Annotated in this window: 2 protein-coding genes; both read left to right on the top strand. The window is 42.7% G+C overall.

Going from position 1 to position 24,067, the window contains the following annotated elements; all coding sequences use genetic code 11:
* Window positions 1–147 precede the first annotated feature (147 nt).
* Entirely contained in the window at window positions 148–15,927 is a 15,780-nt protein-coding gene (locus RBH91_RS13640; protein WP_307891926.1) for a non-ribosomal peptide synthetase, read from the top strand.
* Between the two features lie 196 nt (window positions 15,928–16,123).
* A complete protein-coding gene (locus RBH91_RS13635) occupies window positions 16,124–23,950 on the top strand; it encodes a non-ribosomal peptide synthetase (RefSeq protein ID WP_307891925.1) in 7,827 nt (2,608 codons plus the stop codon).
* Window positions 23,951–24,067: the final 117 nt, after the last annotated feature.

The raw sequence follows: 24,067 nt of genomic DNA, 5'->3' as shown, positions 1-24,067 counted from the left end.
TAACCATTATTAAACAATATTCCCATGGAAAATAATCAATTTTTTTGATAATCTGTTTTCACAAGACGGAGGTTCGCTAAAAAATCGGCAAAAGAGCAACTACAGACCAATATTAAGAAAAATATTTTATCAAAAGGAGAATTAAGTATGGTTGCTAATCAGTCATTAAAAAATGGGGTATTTAACAAAATGACAGAGAATGAAAAAGAATTGATACTCAATCATTTTAACAATACGAAAACCGATTATCCAAAAGACAAGACGATCCATCAACTTTTTGAAGAACAAGCGATGAAGACGCCTGATCATACAGCCGTTGTGTTTGGCAGCCAAAATATGACATACAGAGAGCTGGACGAAAAATCAAACCAAGTGGCAAGGCTTCTCAGGGAAAAAGGTGTAGGCGCCGGCTCGATTGCGGCGCTCCTGTTAGACCGTTCTTTTGAGATGATCATCGGCATCATGGGGATTTTAAAAGCGGGAGGCGCGTATTTGCCGATTGATCCTGAAACGCCTAAAGAAAGAATCTCCTATATGCTGAAAGACACGGAGGCGGGTGTGCTGCTTACACAAGGTGAAGCGGCAGACGGAATCGATTGCGAGGCTGAGGTCATTCATTTGGACAAGACGGCATTCGACAGATTCAGCGAAGAGCGGCTGAACGCTGTCAATGACTCCGGCGATGCCGCCTATATCATCTACACATCCGGTTCAACAGGAATGCCGAAAGGCGTAGTCACCCCGCACTACAGTGCGGTGCGTGTCGTGCGGAATACCAACTATATTGACATCCGAACGGACGACGTCATTCTCCAGCTGTCCAACTATTCGTTCGACGGATCGATATTCGATATATTCGGAGCTCTTTTAAACGGCGCATCACTCGTCATGATTGAGAAAGAAACGGTATTGAATATCAATGAGCTGGCCGATGTGATCGAGAAAGAAAAGGTCAGCGTAATGTTCATGACGACGGCGCTGTTCAATACGCTCGCCGACATCAATATCGACTCTCTCGCCAATCTGCGAAAAATCCTGTTTGGCGGTGAAAGAATTTCGATTCCGCATGCGAAAAAAGTGCTCGACCGCGTTGGCCAGGACAAGCTGATCCATGTATACGGCCCGACGGAAAGCACGGTTTATGCGACATATTACTTCATCAATGAGATTGATGAAGCAGCGGAAACGATCCCGATCGGCAGGCCATTGGCGAATACATCGGCATTGATCATGGACGAAGACGGCAAGCTTCTTCCAATCGGCGTTCCCGGTGAGCTGTGCATCGCTGGAGACGGCTTAAGCAAAGGATATTTAAACCGGGATGAGCTCACATCGGAAACATTCATCCCGCATCCGTTTATCCCGGGAGAAAGGCTTTACAAGACGGGCGATTTGGCGAAATGGCTGCCTGACGGCAACATCGAATTTATCGGGCGGATCGACCATCAGGTGAAAATCCGCGGCTTCCGGATTGAACTCGGAGAAATCGAAAGCCAATTGGAAAAACACGAAGACATAAACGAGACAATCGTCACCGTCAGGGAAGACGGGGAAAGCAGCCCGTACATTTGTGCCTACATCACCGCAAGCCGCGAGATGCCGGTTGAAGAGCTGAGAGAATTTTTGGGAGAAAAGCTGCCGGACTACATGATTCCCGCCTATTTTGTCAAACTGGACAAGCTGCCGCTGACCAAAAACGGAAAAGTGGACAGAAAAGCCTTGCCGGAGCCTGACAGAACGGCAGGGGCGGAAACGGAGTATGAAGCGCCGCGAAATGAAACAGAAGAAAAGCTGGCGGCGATTTGGTGTGAGATTTTACATGTGGAAAAAGCGGGAATCAATGATCATTTTACAATGATGGGCGGCCATTCGTTAAATGCTATGGAGCTCATCGCGAAAATAAAAGAGAATATGAATACTGAAATCCCGTTAAACCAATTATTTAAGCTGGCTACCATAAAGGAATTAAGTGCATTTATTGAATCAAATAAAGAAGAATCTAGGGACGACAATCATGTAATAAGAGCAGCCGATCCGGAAAATATGCATGAAACCTTTCCGCTTACAGGCATTCAGTTGGCTTATTTGGTTGGAAGAGATGAAACATTCGAAATCGGCGGAGTGGCTACAAATCTAACTGTTGAATTTGAAGCGGATGTCGATTTGAATCGATTTCAACTGGCATTGCAAAAACTGATTCACAGACATCCGATTCTCCGGACCATCGTATTTGAAAACGGAACACAAAAAATAATTGAAGAAGAACCATATTATACGATAGAAACCTTGGATTTAAGACATTTAACAGCAGAAGAAACGAAAGAAAAGATTTTAAAACAGCGAGAGAACATGACTTCAAAAATAATAGATCCAAGTGTATGGCCGCTGTTTGAAATCAAAACGTTTATTTTGCCGGAAGGGAAAAAATATTTTTTCCTCAATGTAGACCCGCTAATTTGCGATGACAGCAGTATGAAAATATTAATCAGAGAGTTTAAACGATTTTATGAACAGCCTGATGTTCAGCTTCCCTCCTTAGAATTCAGCTTCAGAGATTATGTTTTGGCATCGACTGAATTTAAACAAACGAACAGATATAAAAAAGATAAAACATATTGGATGGATAAACTGGACCATTTCCCTAGTGCACCTGAGCTCCCTTTCAAATATGATCCTGCTTATGTGAAGAAGCCTGCATTCAAGAAATTTTCAACATTTTTAGATGAGCCTACCTGGAATGAATTAAAGAAGAAAGCAAGGAATAAAAATCTGACGCCGACATCCGTCCTTTGTGCCGCTTATGCCTATATTTTAGCTTACTGGAGCCATCAAAATCATTTTGCTATTAACTTAACCGTATTTAACAGAATCCCGTTTCACCCAGATGTGAAGAAAATGATCGGAGATTTCACGACATTAATGTTGTTGGACATCAACGCAGAAGATGAGTTGAACTCTTTTTGGAGCTTTGCTTTAAACGTTCAGGATACGCTCTTGGAAGCACTTGAACACAGACATTATGACGGTGTTGATTTGATAAGGAACATCGCCAAAAAGAATGGCATGAATAAGAAGGCTGTCATGCCTATCGTATTCACAAGCGTACTCAGTGAAAATTCCGAAGATTCATTTGACCAGTTAGTGGATTTTGAAAAGATTCATTTCTTTAGTACAAGAACGTCTCAAGTGTACATTGATAATCAGGTTTATGAAATAAACGGCGGCCTCTATATCACATGGGACTATGTTGAGCAGATTTTTGAACATGAAGTGATTGAATCGATGTTTGACCAGTACATCGATGTCATCAATCAAGTCGTATCGTGCGAGGAAGTAGAACATATCCAAATTGATGAAAAAAGCCGTCAAGCCATACAGGATTATAATGATACAGATCAATCTTTCGAACCGCTGCCACTTCATGAATTATTGATCAACCAAGTGAAACAAGGACCTGATCGTATCGCGGTAAAACATCATGAAGAATCGATGACTTATCAGGAGCTGGATGAAAAATCCAACCAAGTCGCAAGATATTTAATCGAAAAAGGTGTTGAAAAAGGCGACTATATAGGCGTTATAGGCAAAAGAAGCCCAGGCACGATTATCAATTTGTTTGCTGTATTAAAGTCGGGGGCGGCATACATTCCGCTTGATCCGGATTACCCGGAAGAAAGGAAGGCGTACATCAAATCAAAGAGCAGCTGCAAATTCTTCATCAGCCCTGATATTCATCAAAACGAACATATGGAACGCTTCTCTACAGAACCAGTTGATATAAAAGTCAATCTGGAGGATATGGCATATGCGATATTTACATCCGGAAGCACTGGCAAGCCAAAAGGCGTTCAGATTACTCACGGAGCCGCAGCAAATACTATTCTCGACATCAATGAAAAGTTCGGCGTCTCAGAAAATGATAAAATCATGGGCATTTCCTCATTGTGCTTTGATTTATCTGTTTATGATGTGTTTGGCGCTTTAAGCAGCGGAGCCGCGCTGGTCATTATTGATGATCAAAGGGATATATTCCGTTTGAAAGAGATAGCGGAAAAAGAGCAAATCACGATATGGAACTCTGTACCGGCGATTATGGGAATGACGGTCGATTTATATCAGGAGCACGAACTCAATCATCATTTAAGACTAGTGCTGCTAAGCGGAGACTGGATACCGCTTCAGCTGCCTGCAAAAATAAAGAAAACGTTTAAAAACGCCGAAGTGATTAGTTTGGGAGGCGCAACGGAAGGATCAATCTGGTCGATCTACTATCCGATTCAAAAAGTGGAGGAGAACTGGAAAAGCATCCCTTATGGAATGCCGTTGGCAAACCAAAAAATATACGTCCTAAACCAGCAAAAACAATTATGCCCCCTCGGTGTAGAAGGAGAGCTGTACATAGGCGGTTTGGGGGTAGCCAGCGGATATATTAATGATAAAGAAAAAACGAACAATGCATTTATATGGCATCAAGAACTAGGCTGCATTTATAAAACGGGTGATCACGGCGTATTAAAAGAGGACGGCTATGTCGAATTTCTCGGAAGAAAAGACAGCCAGGTAAAGATCAGAGGATATAGAGTGGAATTAGGGGAAATTGAAAATACCCTCCTGAACCATAGAGATGTCAGCAAAGCAACCATTATTGATTATACGAATCGGGATGGAATGAAAAACTTATATGCTTTTGTTGTGACAGAAAGAGAGATCAATCAAAAAGACTTCAAGGGATTTTTGCAGAAAACGCTGCCTGACTATATGATTCCTGTGAAGTTTGTGAAACTTGATGAAATCCCGTTAACAGTAAACGGAAAAATTGATAAGCGTATTTTGCAAGAATTGGCTGAACAGCAAACAATAGATGAAGGCACAGCAGGCGGATTGATACATCCGGAGAATGAAACACAAGCCATGCTCCTGGAGATTTGGAAAGATATATTCGGCCTGGATAGCATCAATCTAGACGTCAGCTATTATGAAATAGGCGGAGACTCGCTCAAGGCGATATCGATTATTGCTGAAATCAATAAACGAATGAATGTTGAGATGCCGATAGGTGAAATATTCAAAAATGACACGATTATCGCTTTGGACCGCTATTTGAAAAATAGAGAAGACCATCATATTGAAAAACCGATTAAGAAGGCTGCCGTTAAGGAATATTATGCGGCATCACCTGCTCAAAAAAGAATGTATATGCTTTCGATGATGGAGAATGAAAGGGGAGCATATCATATTCCGATGGCGCTTCTTGTCGAAGGGCAATTGAACCTCGGCCGACTTGAAGGTGCATTGAAGACATTTTTGCAAAGACATGAAATTTTGCGAACCGGATTTGAGATCCAAAACAATGAACTCGTACAAAAAATTGATGATGATGTTGAATTCCGAATGGAATACGAGTGCTTAGACGCTCCCATTACAGATCAAAACACTTTAATGAAGGTAACAAGTGCTTATTGCAAAGAATCGATCAAACCGTTTGATTTAAGGCGGCCGCCCCTTATGAGGGCCAAGCTGATCAAAATCGGCGATCACAAACACATACTGGTCATTAATTTTCACCACATCGTTAGTGACGGTGTATCTCAAGGCATACTGATGAACGAAATATTGGAGCTGTACAGCCATACTCCATTGCCTGAAGCGAACGTGCAATATAAGGATTATACGGAATGGAATCATACCTTTAATCAATCCGCCGCGATGAAAAAACAAGAAAAATACTGGCTGGATGTCTATCGTGACCTACCGGAAAAGCTGGACTTTCCATATGATAATAAAAGGCAGAACATCGACACTTTTGAAGGAAGTAATGTGTACGTGGAGATGGACCAGAAGCTGACTCAAAATATAAGAATGTTGGCTAAAAAAACCGGAACCACCCTTTATACGGTGATGTTGAGTGCATATTATGTACTTTTAAATAAATACACAGATCATACGGATATTGTTGTGGGAACAGCTGCCGCGGGAAGGCTGCATCCAGATCTTCAAAATGTTTTCGGCGTTTTTGTCAATACACTCGCTTTGCGAAACGAGATTGACACTTCAAAGCGTTTTAAAGAATTTTTGAATCAGACAAAAGACCGTACGATCGCGGCCTTTGAACATTCTGAATATCCGTTTGATGATTTGATCCGAAAACTCCATAATGTACGGGAGCCTAATCGAAATCCTTTATTCGACACGATGTTTGTCCTGGAAGATGCAAGGATGTTTACCAAACAGAAAGGCGATGTCAAGCTTAGCCCGATCATCTTCGAACTGGACAATGCAAAATTTGACATGATCTTTAATGTTTTAGACTTTGAACAACAGATCGTCTTGAACATTGAATACTCGACGAACTTACTTAAGGAAGAGACGACTTTAAGAATAGCGGAAAATTATATCAGGATTTTAGAAGAAATTTCGGCAAATCTTGATGTCACTTTAGATCAAATCGACATGATTTCTCATGAAGAAAGACGGATGCTTGTAGAGGAATTTAACAATACGGAGGCCGCTTATTCAAAAGAGAAAACGGTCCACCAGCTGTTTGAAGAACAGGCAAAACGAACACCTGATCAAACTGCAGTTGTTTTTGAAGACCAGAAGCTGACTTACCGGGAGCTGAATGAAAAAGCAAATCAATGGGCAAGGCTGCTAAGGGAAAAAGGAGTGCGGCCGGATACGATTGTCGGGATCATGATGGAGCGTTCGGCCAATATGATCGCTGCGATTATGGGTGTCCTGAAATCAGGAGGCGCTTATTTGCCTATTGATCCTGAGTACCCTATTGACCGGATCAAATACATGATGGATGACAGCGGGGTCAAAGTCATCCTCACCGATGATCCGTTTGGCAAAGGGTTTGAGACAGGATCGATCGAGTTCATTGATATTGAGGATGAAAAGATTGATATGCAGGACCCATCTGATGTGGCAGATGTCAATCAAAGCGGTGATCTTGCATATGTCATCTACACTTCGGGATCAACCGGGAAGCCAAAAGGCGTAATGATCGAACATCATTCTTTGGTTAATTTATGCTGCTGGCATCAATATCGTTTTGAAATCAGCCCAAACGATAACAGCTCGATTTATGCAAGCGTCAGCTTCGATGCTTTTGTCTGGGAACTCTTCCCTTATTTAACGGCGGGAGCAGCCGTTCACGTCTTAAATCAAGAGACGCGGTTGGATGTCGAACAATTAAACCGATATTTTAATGAACATCATATATCGATCAGCTTTTTGCCTACACCGGTTTGCGAACAGTTTATGCTGCTTGACAATCATTCTTTGAGGACACTGTTAACGGGCGGAGATAAATTAAATGTTTTTAAAGAAAACAACTATCAAATCGTAAACAATTACGGACCGACTGAAAACACAGTCGTTTCCACAAGTTTTAAGATAGACAAGCCATATCACAATATTCCGATAGGCAAACCGATCGATAATGTGAATACTTTTATATTGAATCAAGACAATCAGCTTTGCCCGCTTGGGGCTGTCGGCGAGCTCTGTATAGCCGGAGGGGGCTTGGCCCGCGGGTATTTAAACAGACCTGATCTGACCGCAGAAAAATTCATCCAACATCCGTTTGTTCCCGGAGAAAGAATGTACCGGACAGGGGATCTTGCCAAAATCTTGCCTGATGGAAACATTCAGTTTTTAGGGCGGGTTGACCAGCAAGTGAAAATACGCGGCTACCGCATTGAACCGGGTGAAATAGAGACTCAGCTGCTCAAGCACGAAGATATCGATGAAGCAGCGGTTATGGCAAGAGAAGACAGCGACCATGACCATTATCTTTGCGCATATGTAGTGGCCAAAAAAGAAGTTGAACCGGAAGAGATCAGAGAGTTCTTAAAGAAAAATCTTCCGAGTTATATGGTGCCTGCGCACTTTGTCATGCTTGACCAACTGCCGCTGACTGTGAATGGAAAATTGGATAAGAAAAGCCTGCCGGCTCCTGAGCGAAGCATTGAAATGGAGCATGGCTATGAAGCGCCGCGGGATGAGACGGAAGAAAAACTGGTCTCAATTTGGGAGGATGCATTAGGCATCGAAAAAATCGGGATCAGCAGCAATTTCTTTGATGCAGGCGGACATTCGCTCAAAGCAGCCGCTTTATTGTCAACCATTCATAAAGAGCTGAATGTAAAGGTGCCTTTAAGACAAATATTCGAAACACCGACGATTAAAGGGCTTAGAGAATTCATCGGCTCAACAAAGGAAAGTGCTTTTACATCCATAAGGAAAACGGAAGAAAAAGCATATTACCGTCTATCTTCAGCACAGAAAAGGCTGTATATCCTTAATCAAATCGAAGGCAGCGGAGTTGCTTATAACATGCCTTTTGCCATGACAATTCAAGGCGATTTTGATGTGCGCCGGTTTGAGAATGCATTGAACAAGATGATCGAAAGACATGAATCACTTCGAACTTCCTTTTTCATGATCGACGGCGAACCTGTGCAAAAGATTGAAAAAGAGATCGATTTTCAAGTGGGATACAGTGATGTCGGTGAAGAAAGCGCTGAGGAAAAAATCAAAGGCTTCATCAGGCCGTTTCATTTGAAAAATGCGCCGCTTTTAAGGGCGGAGATCGTAAAAGTGAATGAAAATGAGCACCTGATGATGTTCGATATGCATCATATCATTTCAGACGGCGTGTCCATGGACATCTTGATGAAAGAACTGACAGTATTATATGAAGGAAAATCATTGCCTCCATTAAACATTCAGTATAAAGATTACGCAGAATGGGAAAAAGGCATTGATCAGGATCATCAGTTGAACAAGCAGGAAGAATTCTGGCTGAATATGTTTAAAGATGACATTCCTGTGCTTGACATGCCGGCAGATTATAAAAGGCCGCTCGCCCAAAGTGCTGAAGGGGACACCGTAACTGTAACAATCGAAAAGGAAACATTCAGTAAGCTTCAACAAATGGCCAAGGAAAACGGAGTGACCATGTACATGCTCCTTTTGGCCGGCTATACAACGCTGCTTTCCAAATATACAGGTCAAGAAGATGTCATTGTCGGCACGCCGATTGCAGGAAGAAAACATGAGGATGTCCATCATCTTATCGGCATGTTTATCAATACTTTGGCGATAAGAAATCATCCGGTAGGGAAAAAGACATTCAGAAACTATTTACATGAAGTAAAAGAAAACACACTGCTGGCTTATGAAAACCAAGATTATCAATTTGATGATCTTGTAGAAAAGGTCAATATCAAAAGGGACATCTCGCGAAACCCGCTGTTTGATACGATGCTGGTGTACCATAACACAGATATGAAGCCGTTTGAAGCAGAAGGGCTGAGAAGCAAGATGCTTGAGATCAAGCGCGGAATTTCTAAGTTCGACCTCACAGTGACTGCGAGTGAAGCACTGGCTGGATTAAGATTGGAAGTGGAATATTGCACGGCGTTATTCAAAAAAGAAAGAATAGAAAGACTATCAGAACACCTGATCAGCGTATTGCAAAAAGCAGCGGAAAATCCAGACATTGAATTAAATCAAATAGATGTATTAACAGAGTCTGAAAGAAACCGGATTCTGTCTGAATTTAACCGCACTGACCGAGCATTCTGCAAAGAAAAAACGATACCGGAGCTGTTTGAAGAACAAGCGGAAAAGACGCCTGATCATCCGGCGGTTGTCTTTGGGGATAAAAAGATCACGTACAAAGAACTAAATGAAAGAGCGAATCACCTTGCTTTCATCCTGCGTGAAAAAGGAGTAGGCCCTGACACGGTGACAGGGATCATCACAGAACGCTCAATCGACATGATTGTCGGCATGATGGGAATCTTGAAAGCGGGAGGAGCCTATCTGCCAATCGATCCGGAGTATCCGCAGGAAAGAACAAGCTATATGTTAACAGACAGCCGTGTCAATGTGTTATGTGTGACAGGGGATGTCCATCCAGGTGAAGCTTTTAATGGAGAAATCGTCAGACTTGATCAACTCCATCAAAAAGACCATTCAGCCAACTTAAAGCATCACATTAAGCCGGAAAATTTGGCATATGTCATTTATACATCAGGATCTACCGGAAAACCAAAAGGCGTGATGATAGAGCATCACAGTGTGATTAATCTTGTTCAGGGGCTTCATGAAAGAATTTATCAGCAACTCGCCCCTCAATTAAACGTCGCACTGGTCGCGCCATATATATTTGACGCCTCTGTCAAACAAATATTCGCAGCGCTGCTGCTTGGGCATACCCTCTGCCTTGTCCCAAGGGAAACAAGCTGGGATGCCATGAGTTTAATCGATTACTATTCGAAGAACAAAATAAACGTATCTGATATGACGCCTGCTCATTTAAACATGTTGACGTATATCAACAAAATGGAACTGGAATTGGATATGAACGAATTGATTGTCGGCGGAGATGCCTTAACACCCGATTTAATAGCCGGTCTATTCGAAAAACTGCCTAATCTGACGTGCAATATCACAAACGTATACGGTCCGACAGAGTGTTGTGTAGATGCGGCTTCACATCAAATTGAATGTGGAAAAGTGCCGCAAACACCGTCCATTCCGATCGGCAGACCGCTTTTAAATACAAAAATATATATTGTAGACCAAGAACATCATCCTCAGCCAATAGGAATTGCCGGAGAACTGTGTATAGCTGGAGAGGGTGTGGCAAGGGGATATCTCAATAGACCAGAGCTGACAGCAGAGAAATTTATCGATCATCCATTTGAGCCAGGCAAAAAAATGTACAAAACCGGAGATTTGGCCATGTGGCTGCCGGATGGAAATATTGAGTTTTTAGGAAGGGCCGATCATCAAGTGAAAATTCGCGGCTATCGAATAGAGCTTGGTGAAGTGGAAATTCAGCTGCTAAGACATGAAGAGATAAAAGAAGCAGCAGTGATTGCCAGAAAAGATCAACACGGCAACAGCTATTTGTGCGCTTATATAACGTCTGAAAAGGAACTGGCCGCAGAGGTTGTCAGACAATTCCTTGAAAGAGAAATCCCGGATTATATGATCCCGTCATATTTTGTCAAGCTTGATCAGCTGCCTCGAACATCAAGCGGCAAAATAGACAGAAGCGCATTGCCGGAGCCGGACAGCAACATGATGAATGAAGGAACTCGGTATGACCCTCCCCGGAATGAAACCGAACGAAAGCTGGTGCAAATCTGGAGGGAGATTCTCGATGCAGATGACATAGGCATCAACCACCATTTCTTTGCAGCAGGGGGAGATTCGATCAAGGCGCTCCAAATCGTATCAAGGCTGTCAAGGATGAACCTGAAGCTTGAGATGAAGGAGCTGTTTGCAAATCCTAAAATAAAAGATCTCAGCAAATATATCAAAGAAGAAACAAGAGCGTATAAACATAACGAAACTGTGACAGGGGAAACAGAGCTGCTTCCTATACAGAAAAGATATTTTGCGAAAAACAAGGAGGAGCCAGACCACTTCAACCAGTCCTTTATGCTCTTTAGAAAAGAAGGTTTTGATGAAAACTGCGTAAGAATGGCCTTCAATAAAATATTGGAGCAGCATGATGCATTAAGGATGACATATGAAGAGCAAGACGGGGCTGTCATTCAATATAACAGAGACTATCAGGAAAACCTTTTCGGTCTAGATGTGCATCAGATGAAAGGATTGAAGGATAAAGCGCAAAGAATTCACAAATTGGCGACGGACATTCAAATGAAATCCTCTATCAAAGACGGCAAACTGGTTAACCTCGGCATCTTTCAAACAGATGAAGGAGATCATCTGCTCATTGCGATCCATCATCTAGTCGTTGACGGTGTATCATGGAGAATCATCCTTGAGGATTTCGAAACATTGTACATTCAGGTATTAAAAGGTGAAACGCTCGAAACCGGATATAAAACCGATTCATATCAAGAATTCGCCCGCCAAATGAAACATTATGCCGCCAGCCGCAGGCTGTTAAAGGAAGCAGAGTATTGGAGGGAGACGGCAAATGCCGATGTTCAATTCATTCCTGCAAATCAACAGCAAAAAAGAGATCGATTTGAAGACAGCACGACACTAAGCATCACATTGGATCAAGAGGCGACTAAAAGCCTCTTGAGAAAAACGAACAGAGCTTACAACACGGAAATCAACGATATTTTATTAACGGCATTATTAGCCGGAATCAGAGACATCACCGGACAACACAAATTGAAGGTCATGATGGAAGGCCACGGCAGAGAAGACATCCTGGAAGGTGTTGACATCAGCAGAACAGTTGGCTGGTTCACGACGGTTTACCCGGTATTGATCGATTTGGGAGAAGCAAAAGACATATCCCAAAACATTAAAATGGTTAAAGAAACGTTGAGAAAAGTACCGAACAAAGGGATCGGCTACGGTGTATTAAAATATCTGACCCGGGAGCTGGATGAATTAAACGAAGTTCAGGCCCCAATTTCTTTTAATTATTTTGGGGAAATGAACAAAGATATTAACAGAAAGGGATTTTCCCAATCACCATTTTCATCAGGCGAAAGTGTCGGAGGCAAAATCTTGCGGCATTGCGCCATTGAGATGAATGCTATCGTGACAAACGGCGAATTGACCATTTATACCACATTTAATCAAGAACAATATCACACAAACACAATCCAGCAATTCAATCAATCATATAAGGAAAACCTTGAAAAGATCATTGATCATTGCGCCGGAAAAGACGGCGTGGAAATGACACCGTCTGACTACAGCGATGCTTCGCTCAGTCTGGAGGAACTGGAGAAAATCAAGAACAAGCATGGTTCATTAAAGATCGAGAACATTTATCCGCTCGCCAATATGCAAAAGGGAATGCTGTTTCATGCCATTAAGGATCAAACATCCAGCGCATACTTCCAGCAAATTGTCATCGATTTAAAAGGACAGATTCATGCAGACATTTTAGAAGCAAGCTTTAATGACATCATCAAGAGACATGAGATATTGAGGGCATCATTTGAATATGAGGTCGTTGAGGAACCGAGACAGATCATTTCTGCAGAGCGAAAAATAGCTTTTAAATCTATTGATCTCACGGAACACAACAATGTTCAAAAAGAAATCTTAACGGAAAAATATTTAAAAGAAGACAAAGAAAAAGGGTTTGACCTTGGAAGCGAATCTCTCATGAGAGCATGTTTGATCAGAATGAATGATCAATCATATCAACTCATTTGGAGCCATCATCACATATTGCTGGACGGCTGGTGCTTGGGCATTATTTTAAGCGAGCTATTCAGCATCTATGAAAAAAGGATGAAAGGCGAAACCTATCAATTAGAAGCGCCGAAGCCGTATAGCGACTATATCAAATGGCTGGAAAAACAGGACAAGGACGAAGGTGCAGCGTATTGGAAGACATATTTGGAGGGGTATGAGACTAGAGCCGAAATACCAAAATTAAATAGCGGCAAACCTGCTGGTGAATACGGCGACAAAGAGAGAGTCATTGCGTTTCCAAAAGAACTGACAAACAAAATCATCGAAATCGCAAATCGAAATCATGTGACCATCAATACCATCCTCCAGAGCATTTGGGGCGTTGTTCTGGCTAAATATAACAATGCAGAAGAGGTTGTATTCGGAACCGTTGTATCAGGACGGGAGGCCCAGGTAGACGGTATTGAAGAAATGGTTGGGCTGTTTATTAATACAATACCGACCAGGATCAGATTTGGAGGCGGTGCGAGCTTCAAAGAAGCATTGAGAAATACTCAAGCCGAGTCCATTGAAAGCAGCCGGTACAGTTATATGAATCTATCAGAAATTCAAGAACTGAGTGAACTGAAGAGAGAGCTCATCAGTCATGTCATGGTTTTTCAAAATTATGCGTTTGATCAACAGATGTTCAGCCGCCAAACTGGTAAACTCGGCTTTGAACTCGAGGGCGTACATGGAAAAGAAAGGACAAACTACGATTTTAATATGATTGGTGTTCTAGAAGAAGAAAAGCTCGCGCTTAAAATGACATATGATGAAAATGTTTATGACGAGACAATCATCAATCATATCGAAAAGCATATCATCGCAGTCACAGAACAGGTGACGGAAGATGAAGAAAAAACATTAAGTGAAATCGATCTCGTATCAGAGGAAGAAAGAAACACCCTGTTATACACATTCAACGATACAAAAACCGATTATCCAAAAGACAAGACGATCCATCAGCTTTTTGAGGAACAGGCGGTGAAGACGCCTGATCATACAGCCGTTGTGTTCGGTAGCCAAAACATGACCTACAGAGAGCTGAACGAAAAATCAAACCAAGCGGCAAGGCTTCTCAGGGAAAAAGGCGTAGGGGCCGGCTCGATTGCGGCGATCCTATTAGACCGCTCCTTTGAGATGATCATCGGCATCATGGGGATTTTAAAAGCGGGAGGCGCATATTTGCCGATTGATCCTGAAACGCCTAAGGACAGAATCGATTATGTTTTGGAGAATAGCGGTGCAAAAGTAGTGTTAACCAAAGAACCGCAGCTTGAAGCATTTGATATTGAAGCTGTTGATCTGCGCTCAGACGATTTGCAAATGATCAGCAGGGAAAACCTTCCGCTTGTTAGTCGATCAAATGATACAGCATACATTGTATACACGTCCGGCTCTACCGGAACGCCAAAAGGCGTGGTCATCCCGCACTACAGTGCGGTGCGTGTCGTGCGGAACACCAATTATATTGACATCCGAACGGACGACGTCATTCTTCAGCTGTCCAACTATTCGTTTGACGGATCGGTATTTGATATCTTCGGTGCTCTCTTAAACGGTGCGGCGCTCGTCCTGATTGAAAAAGACACGGTATTGAATATCCGCGAGCTGGCCGATGTGATCGAGAAAGAAAAGGTCAGCGTAATGTTCATGACGACGGCGCTGTTCAATACGCTCGCCGACATCAATATCGACTCTCTCGCCAATCTGCGAAAAATCCTGTTTGGCGGTGAAAGAATTTCGATTCCGCATGCGAAAAAAGTGCTCGACCGCGTTGGCCAGGACAAGCTGATCCATGTATACGGCCCGACGGAAAGCACGGTTTATGCGACATATTACTTCATCAATGAGATTGATGAAGCAGCGGAAACGATCCCGATCGGCAGGCCATTGGCGAATACATCGGCATTGATCATGGACGAAGACGGCAAGCTTCTTCCAATCGGCGTTCCCGGTGAGCTGTGCATCGCTGGAGACGGCTTAAGCAAAGGATATTTAAACCGGGATGAGCTCACATCGGAAACATTCATCCCGCATCCGTTTATCCCGGGAGAAAGGCTTTACAAGACGGGCGATTTGGCGAAATGGCTGCCTGACGGCAACATCGAATTTATCGGGCGGATCGACCATCAGGTGAAAATCCGCGGCTTCCGGATTGAACTCGGAGAAATCGAAAGCCAATTGGAAAAACACGAAGACATAAACGAGACGATCGTCACCGTCAGGGAAGACGGGGAAAGCCGCCCGTACATTTGCGCCTACATCACCGCAAACCGCGAGATGCCGGTTGAAGAGCTGAGAGGATTTTTGGGAGAAAAGCTTCCGGATTACATGATTCCCGCCTATTTTGTCAAACTGGACAAGCTGCCGCTGACCAAAAACGGAAAAGTGGACAGAAAAGCCTTGCCGGAGCCTGACAGAAATGCAGGGGCGGAAGCTGAGTATGAAGCGCCGAGGAACTTTGTGGAAAAACAAATCATCTCCATATTGGAAGAAGTGCTGGGGACAGAACGGATGGGCATCTCCTGCCGTTTCTTCGACAGAGGAGGGAACTCACTAAAAGCGATGCAAGCTGTCAATTCAATTAACAAAGCCTTTGGCATCAATATGGGTGTAAGTACATTCTTTGAGAATCCGACTGCCAAAAACTTAGCCCATTGCGTATTACATGCTGAAGCCGAATCAGACGGCATGGTTGAGTACGCCGAGGAGGAAATATAATCCTTAAAAAGATGGAATAAGCAACTGATGGAGCTTGCTTATGGAGTCATTATATTCAATTTGGCCGTAAGAACCTTTCCAATCACCCGCACTGTACAATCTATTTCCTGGAGATAGATTGTACAGCTGCCCTATTTTACGCTCAAACTATTCTTATTTTAGCGCCGCAAGTCTGATAAATGGAGTGATGATTGATATGAGTATAATAGGCTTCATAAATGATTTAAAAAAGAAAAATATTTTCTTATATCATAACCAAGGAAAAATTAAAATCATTGGGCCTCAGGAATTATTGACAGCTGAGTTAAAACAAAAAATAAAGCGATATAAACAAGAAATCATAGCTGTTCTAAAAAGCGCCGAGGAGAAAAACGAGCGCGGTATTCCGAAAGCGGATCTGTCGGAAAATGGATGTTACCCTTTATCAAGGGAACAAAAGAGGATGTTCGTTCTAAATAAGCTTGACGAGAGCGGAACCGCATACAACATGCCTTTAGCGGTGAAACGAAGAGGCAGCGTCCAAATCAGTCAGTTTAAAGATGCTTGGAGGCAGTTAATCGCCAGGCATGAAGCATTAAGAACTTCCTTTGTAACAGTCGATGGCGAACCGATGCAAAAAATCGCACAGGAAGCCGAGTTTCAATTAGGATACAGCGAATTAGGAGAAGAAAGCATTCAGGAGAAAATCGGCGGGTTCATCAAACCTTTTCATTTAGACAAAGCCCCGCTTTTAAGAGCCGAGATCGTAAAAGTCAATGAGGCTGAGCATATGATGATGGTTGATATGCACCATATCATCTCAGACGGTGTCTCTATGGGAATTTTAATGAAGGAATTGGCTGATTTATTGGAAGGTAGACCATTGTCTCCGGTGGCGGTGCAATATAAAGATTATTCGGAATGGCAGAGAGAAATCGAGAAAACAGGCGGCTTAAAGAAGCAGGAAGATTATTGGCTGAATACCTTCCAAGGTGAAATTCCGGTTTTGAATATGCCGCTTGATTACAGAAGGCCAAAAACCCGAAGTTTTCAAGGAGACAGAACGGTTTTTGAATTGGATCAGGACATCACGAAAAAACTCAAAAGCATAGCCGGAGAAAACGGTGTGACGATGTATATGCTTCTGTTGGCGGGCTACACAATCCTGCTTTCAAAATACACCGGGCAAGAAGATATCATTGTAGGCTCCCCAATTGCGGGAAGATCACATGCCGATTTAAACAGGACAATCGGAATGTTCGTGGGCACCCTTGCGATGAGAAATCATCCGAAAGGCGGCATGACATTCAAGGAATACTTGCAGATCGTAAAAGAAAATACATTAAACGCATACGAAAATCAAGATTATCAATTTGATGCATTGGTAGAAACATTGGGCTTGAAAAAAGACTTGAGCAGAAACCCGCTGTTTGACACGATGTTTGATATGCAAAATGCAGATGATTTCACACCTGAAGCCGGCGGAGCCCTCTTTGAGACATACGACTTTGCCTTTGATGTTTCGAAATTTGATATAAGCCTTACCGCATATCATCATGGGGATCATATAAAGTTCGATTTACAATATTGCACTAATCTGTATAAAAAAGAAACAATCGAAAGAATGGCCGGACACTTTTTGAATGTTTTAAAAGATGCCGCTCATCATCCTGAACAGACATTAAGCGAGATCAGGATGATGTCTGAGGAAGAGAAAGATATCGTATTACATACATTCAATCAAGCGAAAACAGACGATCCGAAAAATAAAACAGTCAGCCGGCTGTTTGAAGAACGGGCGGAAATAACGCCGGATCACACCGCCGTTATTTTTGGAGACAAGCGATTGACATACAGAGAGCTGAACGGAAAAGCCAATCAGCTGGCCTGGCTCCTCAAAGAAAATGGAGTAACACCCAATACAATAGTGGGCATCATGACAGAACGTTCACCTGAGATGATCATTGGGATCTTGGGCATTTTAAAAGCAGGGGGAGCCTATTTGCCGATTGATCCGGATTATCCCTCAGACAGAGTGAAGTATATGCTGAGAGACAGCGGAGCTGATGTGATCGTCGCTCAGGAGCATTTAAAGTCCAGAATAGACGGAGGCCGGTTGATTACAGTTGATGATGAGGCGATTCAATGTTGTGATAAAAAAAATCCGCCAATGATAAACGGCGCTTCTGATTTGGCATATGTGATTTACACATCGGGCTCTTCAGGCAGACCAAAAGGTGTGATGACGACTCACCGGAATGTCATCAATTATATTCATTCATTTACTAAAAGGGTTCCTTTAAGTGAAAACGATACAATCCTGCAAGTCGTATCATTTTCATTTGATGCATTCACTGAAGAGGTTTATCCTATTTTAGCCTGCTCAGGGCGTCTGGTGATCAGCAAAAAAATCGGCGATATGAACATCGATGAACTGATGGAAAATATCAAAAAGCACCGCGTCACGCTCGTCAGCTGCTCCCCGCTTTTATTAAATGAAATCGATAAACATAAACATTTAACCTTTCATCCGCATATGAAATTTATCAGCGGCGGGGATGTTCTAAAATATGAGTATATCGAAAATATCATAAAAGGTGCCGATGTTTATAACTCCTACGGCCCGACGGAAGCAACGGTTTGTGCAACCTATTATAAATTAAGCAGCGAAGATCAGAAAAAAACGAGCATTCCAATCGGCAGACCTTTACGTAATTATAAGGTGTATATCGCTGATCAATACGGACGGCTCCTGCCGATTGGAATACCGGGCGAGCTTATGATCGGCGGCGACGGCCTTGCAAGAGGATACCTGAATAATCAAAAATTAACAGATGCCGCGTTTGTCCAGAATGAATCAGGTGAGAGGGTGTATCGTACAGGTGATTTGGCGAGATGGCTCCCTGATGGAAACATCGAATTTTTAGGCAGAATCGATAACCAAGTCAAAATTCGCGGCTATCGGATTGAGCTTGAAGAAATTGAACACCGCCTATTAAAGAACGGCAATATAAATGAAGCGGTCGTTATAGCAAAGGAAGGCGAGAACAACAACAAATATCTATGTGCCTATATCACCTTACATCACAAAGGTGCCGCCATTGATCAAATCAAAGAATTTCTGGCGAAGGACCTCCCCGAGTACATGATTCCGTCACACTTTGTCATGCTGGATCAAATGCCGCGCACGATCAATGGCAAGGTGGATGTCAGGGCATTGCCTGAGCCGGATGTAAGGGAGTCTGTGGCAGCAGGCTATGAAGCCCCGAGCAATCAAACGGAAGCAGCGCTTTTATCCATCTGGGAGGACATATTAGGCCTGGAGAAGATTGGGATAAACGATCATTTCTTTGAAATCGGCGGACAGTCATTAAAGGCTTTTTCAATGGCCGCTAAGATACAATCAAAACTAAATGTAGAGGTAACGTTAAAAGAAATATTCAGCCATCCGACGATTAAAGAAATCGCAGCCTATGTCCAACAAAAACATAAAATGGTTCATTCAGACATTAAAAAAGCGGAAAAGAAAGAGTATTATCCTCTTTCATCCGCTCAAAAAAGACTGTACATTCTCAATCAAATTGAAGAAGGCCAAACCGCTTACAACATGCCATTTGCAATCAAAATAAAGGGTGAGCTCCAAGCGGTGAAGCTTGAGCATGCTTTCAAAACATTAATCGACAGACATGAAGGGTTTAGAACATCCTTTGTCACAATCAACGGCGAACCTGTTCAAAAAATAGAAGAGGATGTCCGGTTTGAAATCAAATACGATGATTTGGGGAACCGGAGCCTCAAGGAGCGAATGAATCAGTTTATCAGACCGTTTGATTTGGAAAAAGCCCCCCTTCTAAGAACAGAGCTTCTTAGGGTGGACGCGGAAGAACATATCCTGCTGTTTGATATGCACCATATCATTTCAGACGGGGTGTCAATAGGGATATTCATGAAGGAATGGGCTGCCCTATATGAAGAAAAGGAACTCGCGCCGTTAACCATCCAATATAAAGACTATTCGGAGTGGCAAAGAGAATCCTATCAGAAAGACAGTTTGAAAAAGCAGGAAGAATACTGGCTGAATGTATTTCGCGATGACATTCCGGTTCTGAACATGCCGACAGACTATCCAAGGCCGCAAATGCAAAGCTATGAAGGGGACAGACTCATATTTGCTATCGGCAGAGAGCTGACAGAAAAGCTCAAAAGAATAGCCAATGAAAACGGCGCTACGATGTATATGCTTCTGTTGGCGGGATATACAACACTGCTTTCAAAATATACAGGACAGGAAGATGTAATCGTAGGTTCTCCGATTGCCGGAAGATCTCGGGCCGATTTGGAAAACACAATTGGAATGTTTGTTAACACGCTTGCGATGAGGAATTATCCAAAAGGCGGCAGGACATTCATTGAGTATTTAAAAGAAGTGAAAGACAATACGTTGAATGCCTATGAACATCAAGACTATCCATTCGATGAGCTTGTTGAAAAATTAGATTTGGAACGGGATATCAGCAGAAATGCATTGTTCGACACGATGTTTGATATGCAGGCTTTGGATGATGCAGAACCGCATATCGAAGGATTGAATGTAGAAACATGCGGCATGGAGTTTCCTATTTCAAAATTTGATTTGTCTTTAGCAGCGGCAGAATCCGCAGGTGCAATGACTTTTCATCTGGAATTTTGCACAAAATTATTTAAGAAAGAAACCGCTGAAACGATAGCGGAGCATTTCATTCATATACTGGAAGACATTGCTGATCATCCTCAACAGACGCTAAGCGAAATCAATATGCTTTCAGAAGAAGAAAGAAGCACCATCCTGTATCAGTTTAATGATACGAAGACCGAACATCCGACAGGGACTTTGCCGGAGCTGTTTGAGAAACAGGCTGAGACATCACCGAATCATCCGGCAATTGTCTTTAAAGAACAAACATTGACTTACGGGGAATTAAATGAAAAAGCGAATCAACTGGCAAGAACTTTACGGAAAAAAGGTGTTCAGCGAGAGTCTATAGTTGGAATCATGGCAGATCGGTCATTGGATATGGTGACAGGCATATTGGCGATTCTCAAAGCCGGAGGGGCATACCTGCCGATCGATCCGGACTATCCGAAAGAGCGCATCGAATATATCCTGATGGACAGCGCCGCCGATGTTTTGCTTATCCAGCGCCATCTCATCGGCAACATGAACTTTGCCGGCGAAATCGTGCAAATCGATCAAGCTGATGCTTATGATCCAGATGGAAGCAATTTGGACCATCTCAATTCTTCCGGTGATTTGGCATATGTCATTTATACATCGGGTACGACAGGAAATCCAAAAGGCGTTATGGTGGAGCATCGCAATTTAATTCATGCTCACTACAATTGGAGAAAGCACTATGGATTAGCATCATTTAAAGTCAACCTGCTTCAGCTCGCCAGCATTTCTTTTGATGTATTTGCGGGAGATTTATGCAGAAGCCTCTTCAACGGCGGAACGATGTATATTGTGCCAAACGACGTCAAACTGGAAATGAATCTATTATATGACATGATCAAAAAACATGACATCCACATCTTTGAGTCGACGCCAAGCCTTATCATTCCTTTTATGAAATATGTCCATCATCACCAATTGGATATATCCAGCATGAAACTGCTGATCATGGGTTCTGATAACTGCGCTATCAAAGATTATAAGTGGCTCGTTGAACAGTATGGACAAAACATGAGAATCATCAACAGCTACGGCGTTACTGAAGCATCTGTTGACTCCGGCTATTATGAGGAAGCGTTGGACCATATTCCGGATATTGCGAATACCCCTATAGGAAAACCGCTGGATAATACAGCATTTTATATATTGGATTCTTCATTAAACCCGCAGCCTATCGGGGTTTATGGCGAGCTGTATATCGGAGGTGAGGGGATCGCAAGAGGATACTTCAACAATCCTGAACTCACCAAGGAAAAATTTGTTCCGCATCTTTTTGAACCCGGGGGAAACATGTACAGAACGGGGGACTTGGCAAGATGGCTGCCAGATGGAAATGTTGAATTCCTTGGCAGAATCGATCATCAGGTCAAGATTCGCGGTTTCAGAATCGAAATCGGTGAAATTGAAACCAGGCTGCGAGGTAAGCAGGATATTAGCGAAGCCGTTGTCATTGATCGCGAAGACAGCAAAGGCCATAAATACCTGTGCGCCTATATCGCTTGCCCAAAGCAAATCATTGCAAATGAACTAAGGGAATATTTATCCAACCATTTGCCGGACTATATGATTCCTTCCTATTTTATTCAAATCAACAAGATGCCTCTTACACCAAACGGAAAGGTCGATCGAAAAGCGCTCCCTGAACCTGGCGAAGATGCGGCAGCAGCAAGCGAATACGAAGCGCCCCGAAATGAAACAGAAGAAAAGCTGGCTGCCGTTTGGCAGGAAGTGCTGGACAGAGACAAAATCGGAATCAATGATAATTTCTTTGAAGTCGGGGGAGATTCAATCAAGGCTCTGCAGATCGTTTCAAAATTATCAAGAGCCGATCTCAAACTTCAGGTTAAAGATCTGTTTACCAATCCGGCCATCAAACACCTCAGTAAATATGTGAAAAAAGAGACGAAAATGCGCGGCAAAGACGAAATCATTCAAGGGGAAGTACCGCTGACTCCGATCCAAAGGTCGTTTTTTGCGGCAAATCAAGAAGAGCAAAACCATTATAATCAGGCGTTCATGCTCTATAGAGAAAATGGATTTGATGAAAAAATCGTTGAAAGAGTTGTCCGTAAGCTCACCGAACAGCATGATGCATTAAGGATGATCTATCAAGAGAAAAACGGTGAAATCATTCAGCATAACCGCGGTTTAGAAGGCAGCGTCTTCGATCTGTATGTCTATGATGTCAAAGCGGCAGAGAACCCGGAGGAAGCCGTTTATCAAACAGCGACAACCATTCAAAAAGAGATTTCAATCCAAGAAGGAAAAATGATGAAACTCTGCATTTTCCAAACAGATGAGGGCGACCATCTTCTGTTCGTGATTCACCACCTTTTGGTAGACGGAGTGTCTTGGAGAATCATATTCGAAGATTTTGCGGCCGCATACAGCCAAGCACTGCAAGGCAATACAATTGAGCTCGGCTATAAAACGGATTCTTACAAGGCGTTTTCAGAAAAACTGGCAGAGTACGCCCACAGCAAAAAGTTGTTGAAAGAAAAAGAATATTGGAGGGAGATAGCAAAAGGAAAGATGGAATTTATCCCTAAACATTATAAGGCAGCACTTGATAACTATGAAAATAGCAGAACACTCAGGGTTTCCCTCGGTAAAACGGAAACGGAACAGCTGCTGGGCGAGGTGCATAAAGCATACAACACGCAAATCAACGACATTCTGTTAACAGCTTTGTTAATGGCAGTCAGGCGGTTAACCGGGGAAAACAAGCTGAAAATTCTCATGGAAGGCCACGGAAGAGAAGACATCTTGCAGGATGTAGATATCAGCAGAACGGTAGGCTGGTTTACCTCGATGTATCCGGTATTCATCGATTTAGAAGAAGAAACAGAGCTGACCATGGCGATCAAGATAGTGAAAGAAACATTGAGAAAAATACCGAATAACGGCATAGGGTATGGCATCCTGAAGTATTTGACAAAAGACCAAAAGCTCTTCAAGGATGAAAAGCCACCGATATTATTCAATTATCTAGGTGAACTCGACCATGATATGACGACTGAACAATTTTCATCTTCGAGGCTCTCTACAGGTCAAAGCATCGGAGCAAAAAGTGCAAGAGATGCTTCCGTCGAAATCGACTCAGTCGTTGTTGATCAACAATTCATGATCAGTACGACATTTAACGAATACGAGTACACCGATCAGATGATCAGCGATTTTAATCAAACGTACAAGGAAATTCTTCAGAAGGTCATCAGTCATTGCATGAGTAAAAATGAAACTGAAAAAACGTCCTCTGACTACGGTTATGACAAAATCTCATTAAAAGATCTTGAGGAATTATTGAATGAATATGAATCTGTAGACAGCTAGAACCTCCTGACAAAAAAAGTTTTATTGCAACCCGTAAAGCCTCCGGGAAGTTATGGAAAACGCTGCTGCCAAAACCCTGTTTAACTGGCGGCAGCCCACATGGTCGGATGATGTGGT

The sequence above is a fragment of the Bacillus swezeyi genome, assembly GCF_030908325.1.
In the GTDB taxonomy this organism is placed as follows: Bacteria; Bacillota; Bacilli; order Bacillales; family Bacillaceae; genus Bacillus; species Bacillus swezeyi.
The sequence above is the reverse complement of the archived record's forward strand: the minus strand, read 5'-3'. Positions and strand labels throughout refer to the sequence as shown.